The 6,111-nt window shown below is 69.3% G+C and carries 4 protein-coding genes; all 4 read right to left on the bottom strand.

Annotated elements, in window-relative coordinates; all coding sequences use genetic code 11:
* Positions 1-276: 276 nt before the first annotated feature.
* On the bottom strand, positions 277-1,425 hold the full coding sequence (locus ACFOSH_RS42115; protein ID WP_378247088.1) for a cytochrome P450: 1,149 nt from the start codon (positions 1,423-1,425) through the stop codon (positions 277-279).
* A 10-nt stretch (positions 1,426-1,435) separates the two neighbouring features.
* A complete protein-coding gene (locus ACFOSH_RS42120; RefSeq protein ID WP_378247090.1) occupies positions 1,436-1,954 on the bottom strand; it encodes a MarR family winged helix-turn-helix transcriptional regulator in 519 nt (172 codons plus the stop codon).
* Positions 1,955-2,117: 163 nt separating this feature from the next.
* Positions 2,118-2,918 (bottom strand): arylamine N-acetyltransferase family protein, encoded by an 801-nt coding sequence (locus tag ACFOSH_RS42125; RefSeq protein WP_378247092.1) that lies wholly within the window; start codon positions 2,916-2,918, stop codon positions 2,118-2,120.
* A 10-nt stretch (positions 2,919-2,928) separates the two neighbouring features.
* Positions 2,929-6,111: SDR family NAD(P)-dependent oxidoreductase (locus ACFOSH_RS42130; protein WP_378247094.1), on the bottom strand; the 3,183-nt coding region annotated here is incomplete at its 5' end.

Consider the following 6,111-nt stretch of genomic DNA (forward strand, 5'->3'; position numbering starts at 1 on the left):
CAGACCTCACCAACCACGCCATCAACACCGGCATCACCCCACCAACGAAGATCAAACCAGCGAGTTGATTATCGGCGCGCCCTCAACGTCCGAAATCTTCCCCGTCACACCTTCCACCCAGCACGAAGACGCCGAGGCGAGACGTAAATACGAGTCCGCCAGAACCCTCATCGCCACTCACGACCTCCTCCATCAAACGCGCATACAGACACGAATCGGGCCATTCGTCAGAAAATGTCCCTTGTGGACAGTCGAAGTCGCGGCCGCTCGCCCGTTTCACCAGTCGATCGGCACCGCGACAGGGCCTTGCAGCGTCACGAACATCCGCCGCCAGGCGATTTCCTCGAAAGGCACCGCGAGCCGCAACCGAGGCGCGGCGGCCAGTAGCGCCGTGACACCGGTCCGGAGTTGCAGCCGGGCCAGTGCGGCGCCGAGGCAGTGGTGCGGTCCGTGGCCGAAGGTCAGCTGTCCCGGTGCGCGAGCGGGATCGACCAGCGCCGGATCGGGGAACCGTCGGGAGTCGTGGTTCGCCGCGCGCAGGGGAGCGAGGACGAATTCGCCCGCGCGGATCGGTACCCCGCCGATGACGACGTCCTCGATCGCCGCCCGTCCCTGGTCGGCGGCCGAACCTTGGTCCTGGCGCAGGAGTTCCTCGATCAGCGCGGGCATCGCGGCGGGATCGCGGGGGAGTTCCGGTTGCGCCGCCAGCCGCAGCACGATCTGGGCCAGGGCGTTCGCGGCCGGGACGTACCCGCCGAGAAGAATCGCGAAGGCGAGCTGAGTGACCTCCTCCGGGCTCAGCGTGTCGCCGTCGTCGTCACGCGCCTGGAGCAGCCCGGTCAGCAGGTCCTCACCGGGCTCGTGGCGCTTCGTCTCGACCAGTTCCGCGAGGTAGTCACCCAGTTTCCGGGCGGCTTCGGTCATCTCCTCGTAGCTCGGCGCGGTGAACACCGCGAGCATGCCGTCCGTCCAGGCGCGCAGAGCGTCACGAGCCGACGGCGGGACGCCGAGCAGTTCGTTGAGCACCGCAAGGGCGAACGGGATCGCGTACCCGTCCAGCACCTCGGCGGGCGGACCCTGTGCGAGCAGCTTCGCGACCAGGTCTTCCGCGAGCGCTTCCACGCGGGGACGCAGGAACTCAACTCGCCTCGGGGTGAGCGCCTTGCCGGCGATACGACGGAGCCGCGCGTGCCCGGGGCCGTTCATGATGAAGAGCAGATCCCCGGCACCGGACGCGGGGACACCGGGAAGCCACACGCGGAATCGGGTATCGGCCAGCAGTGCGCGGATGTCGTCGTAGCGGGTGACGAGCCAGGCGTCCTCGCCGGTCGCCAGGTGCACGCGGCTGACCGGTTCCTCGTCCTGCCGCCGGACGAGTTCGGCCGGGCAGCGCATCGGCTCGGTCGCCGCGAACGGGTAGTCCATGTGAATCCCCCTATTTCTTCGGTTTTCCGGTCACCTCTTCGGCCAGTGAGTGCAGCGGCATCAGCGCGGAATCCCCGCCCACCTTGAGCGCCCGGGCGGTGAGCAGGCGGTACAGCTCGTCCGCGGCCTTGGCCAGCCGCGCGGCGCGCTCGGCGACGGAGTCCTCGTCCGGATCGAGTTCCGTGAGCGCCGCGGCGAGGACCTGTTCGGCGTCGCGCTGCTGGCGTTGCGCGACCGCCTCGATCAGCCCTTCGACCGGGGTGACCAGGGTGCGGCGGCGATCCGCCGGATCCGGGCGCGTGCGCAGGGCGCCGCGTTCCCGCAGCTTCGCGACGGCGGCGGAGACATGGCTCTGCGCGAAGCCGGTGCGCGCGGTCAGCTCGCTGATCGACAGGTCCGGCGCTTCGACGACCACCGAGATGAGCACGAGGTAGATCTCCGGGACCTCCGGATCCGCCTCGTCGCGCATGCCGTGAGAGGCGAGCTCCATCAGATGCTTGCCGAGCAGGTACAGCTCACCGGCTTTCATATCGGAAACGATACATCGGAAACGATGCAATTGGCCAGCGAGAGGTCCGCTGCTCCCCGTGACTTTCCTGCCCACAGACAGGTGTACGCGCAGGGTCTAGTGCTCCTAGCAGGAAGGATGGTGCACCGCCCGAGCCCAAGAGAGGGTCCGCCGTTCGCCCGAATCACTCCCGGCCGCGGCCCGAGAGCAGGGACGACGGGTCCAGGATCGCGGCCACGACGCGTTCGTATTCGGCCGGATCGGTCAGCGCGACGACAGTCTCCTTCCCGTCGTCGACCGTCAGGTATCGTCTGCCGACCAGCGCCCGGTGACCGTGTTCGTCCGCTCGGCAGAGCATGGAGGTGTTCGCGATCACCGCATCGTCCAGGTAGTGCTCGAAGTGTTCGGTGAAGCCGTCCCAGTCGGAAGTCTCGCGGGCCTGGGGCTCGAAGCGGTAGACCGGATGCCAGTCAAGGGACCTGCTCCGCCGGAGAACGGTGTGCAGGCCGTCTTGTCCGTCCACTCGGAACTGGCAGCCGTACTGGGTCTGCACCATCGGGGAAAGCTCAAGGGGCAGCAGGTAGGAAGGACCGGCGAAACCCACGTCCGCCAGCCACCGGACGCCGTCCAGCGTTACGAGGGTGAACTTGTGGGACAGGTCCGGGCTGAACCTCCCGCCGGCCTGCGGCACGCCCGCCGAAACCTGCACGGTGTCGAAACCCAGGTCGTCCAGCAGTCGCTTGAACAGCAGGTTCAGCTCGAAGCAGATGCCGCCTGCCCCGCGGACCACGATCTTGCCGAAGGTGTGGTCGTGGTCGAGATCGGCGAGGTTGTACGGCAGTTCGCCGCCGTCCTCGGGAAACCTGTTGTTGTCATAGGGGATGGCGAGCAGGTGGGCGCGGTGCAGCGTTCGCAGCGTGGAGAGGGTCGGCTCGCGAGGTCCGCTGTGGCCGAGCCGCCGGAGGTAGACGTCGACGTCGAACATGCCGTTTCCTTTACACGCCGGCGAATTCGGGGCTCAGCGTCGTGAGCAGGTGGTTCGTGAGCAGGCGCGGGGTCGGCTGCTCGTAGACGACGGCGGCGTTGAGCCGCAGGCCGGTCGCGCCGGTGATGCGGTTACGGAACTCGACCGCCGTGAGCGAAGTGAATCCGTTGTCCCAGAAGGGAATGTCCGGGTCGATCGTCTCGGGTGAGCGGTGCCCGAGCACGGTCGCGGTGGCGTCGAGGACGACGTGCAGGAGCAGTTCGGCGCCTTGGTCGCCGGTGAGCCGTCGCAGCCGCGCGGAGAAGATCTCACCGGTGGCGGTGTTCGCGCGCCGTCGCTTCGGTGGCATCAGTTCGTGCAGCAGCGGTGGCGTGTCCTCGGCGGCGGTCAGGTGCAAGCGCATCGGTGCGAGGACCGGCCGCCCTGCGCCCAGGGCGAGGTCGAACAACGCCATGCCGTCGGCCGGTCGCAGCGGCCGCAGCGGGCCGCGCTGCTCGAGGCCCGTCGCCATGCCCCGGTCCCACGGGCCCCAGGCGAGCGAGGTCGCGGGTAGCCCTTCGGCCCGGCGCCGCCACGCGAGGCCGTCGAGGAAACCGTTGGCGGCGGCGTAGTTTCCCTGTCCTGGGCTGCCGATGATCCCCGCGGCCGAAGAGAACAGCACGAACATCGCGAGGTCACGGTCACGGGTCAGTTCGTGCAGGTTGACCGCACCGTCCACTTTGGCCGCGAACACGGCGTCGAGGCGCTCCCGGTTCAGCGTGCCGATGACGCCGTCGTCGAGGACACCGGCGGTGTGGACGACTCCGGTCAGCGGATGTTCCGCCGGGATGCCGTCGAGGACGGCGGCGAGCGCGGCGCGGTCGGCGACGTCGCAGGCGATCACGCGGGCACCGGGCAGGTCGACGGCGCCACCGCTTCTGCCGACCAGCAGGAGATGCCGTATCCCGTGCTCGGCCGCCAGATGCCGGGCGACCGCCGTGCCGAGCGCCCCGGTGCCGCCGGTGATCACCACGGTACCGTCGGGCGCCCAACGCGGGCTTGGCGTCGCGCCGGTCACCCGCCGCAGCCTCGGCACGTAGGCCACCCCGTCGCGGACGGCCACCTGCGGTTCGTCGCCGATCGGCAGACGAGAGCTCCGGTCGTCGACGTCCGCCAGGACGAACCGGCCGGGTTCTTCGGACTGCGCGGAGCGGACCAGGCCCCAGACGGCGTTGCCGACCGGATCGCCGCGGCCCGGACCGATCAGGCCGCGGGTCACGACCACCAGGCGGCCGGTTCCGCGGTCTCGGCCGAACTCCTGCAGAGCGGCCAGCACACGGGCCACGACCGCGCGAGCGTCGCCTTCGCCGACCTCGTGAACGATGAAGTCCGAAGTGGACTGATCGAGGCGGACGGGTACCCATGCCACGTCGAACAGGGAACCTTCCACCGCGCGGCTCGTGGGCAGTTCGCCGAAGCGGAGCGAGCCGATGGTCAGCACCGGCCTGTCGGTGCCGTCGGTGGCGAGAAGTCCTCCGGTGGGACCGCGCCGGACGCGGAGGTCGCGGGCGCCGTCGGCGTGCAGGGTGACGTCGCGCCAGACCACGGGTTGCCGATGTTCGAGGGCGGCGTCGACCAGGCGGGGGTGGATGCCGAAAGCGCCGGGATCGTCGTCGAGGGTGACGTCGACGTGGCCGCCGGAGAGGGCGATCGCGGAGTCCGGGCGCGGCGGGGTCAGCGTCGCCTGGGCGTGTTCTTGCCAGAGAGCGTGGTCGACGGGGCGGGAATGCACCCGGACCTCGCGGTGGCCGTCGTCGTCGGGGCCACCGACGGTGATCTGGACGGTGATGCCGTCACCGACGACAGGTGCGGTGTCGAGCGTCAGTTCGGCCACGACCGGGCAGCCGACCTGATCCCCGGCGTGGATCACCATGTCGAGCACCGCCGCACCGGTCAGCCGTCCGGAGTCCCACTGGGACACGCGGCCGGTGCACACCACCCCGCCGCCGGGCAGCGACACCAGCGCGTCAAGGAAAGGATGGTCCAGACCCGTCAGGCCTGCCGACTCCACGTTCCCCTTCGCCGCCGTGGTTTCCAGCCAGAAACGCTCGTGCTGGAACGCGTACGTCGGCAAGTCGACGTGCCGGTACTCGCCGGTGAAGGCCGGCGCCCAGTCGACGTCGATTCCGCGGGCCCACACCGCCGTGAGTGCTTCCAGCAGCGCACGCACCTCGCCGCGGTCGCGGCGCAGGACCGGTATGCACAGCGTTTCGTCGACAGCCGCGGCCAGGACACCGTCGGGTCCGACTTCGATCAGCGTCGCCGTCCCGAGGGCGCGCAGCGTTTCCATGGCGCCGTGGAATCGGACAGGCCGCGGTATCTGCTCGACCCAGTGCGCGGCGGTGTGCTCGGTGAGCAGTTCGCCGGTCACCGTGGACACGAGTGGGATCTCTGGCTGTTTGAACGAAATTCCCTTCAGAACGGTCGTGAACTCTTCGAGCATGGGTGCCATCAGCGGGGAGTGGAAGGCGTGGCTGACCCGCAGTCGCCGGGTCCGGCAGCCGCGTTCGGCGAACTGTTCCGCGATGGCGTGGACCGCGTGTTCCTCGCCGGAGATCACGACCGACGCCGGGCCGTTGACCGCGGCCAGCCCCGCTGTTCCGTGGCAGGCCAGTGCGGCGAGTGCCTCCTGCTCGGAGGTGGCGATGGCGATCATGGCGCCGCCTTCAGGAAGGTCTTGCATGAGCGCGCCGCGTGCGGCGACGAGAGTGCAGGCGTCCTCCAAGGACAATGCCCCGGCGACGTGGGCGGCGGTGATCTCGCCGACGGAGTGCCCGGCGACGAAGTCGGGCCGGAGCCCGAAGGATTCCAGGAGCCGGAAGAGCGCGGTTTCGACGGCGAACAACGCCGTCTGGGTGTAGAGGGTGTCATCGAGCAGGGCGAGTTCGGTGTCGCCGAACACGATGTCCCGCAAGGGGAATTCGAAGTGCTCGCAGAGGGCGTCGAACGTTTCGCGGAAGAGGGGATAGGTGCCGTGGAGTTCGCGGCCCATGCCGATGCGCTGACTGCCCTGTCCGGAGAACACGAACGCGGTCTTACCGCTGTCGGCAGTGGTCGGCGTGAGGTTGCCCAAGGCTGCAATGAGTTCGTCCCGGTTCTCGGCGACGGCGACACCACGATGGTCGAACCGTGGCCGGCTGAGCAGTGTTCGCGC

The sequence above is a fragment of the Amycolatopsis speibonae genome (assembly GCF_042647925.1).
GTDB lineage: Bacteria > Actinomycetota > Actinomycetes > Mycobacteriales > Pseudonocardiaceae > Amycolatopsis > Amycolatopsis speibonae.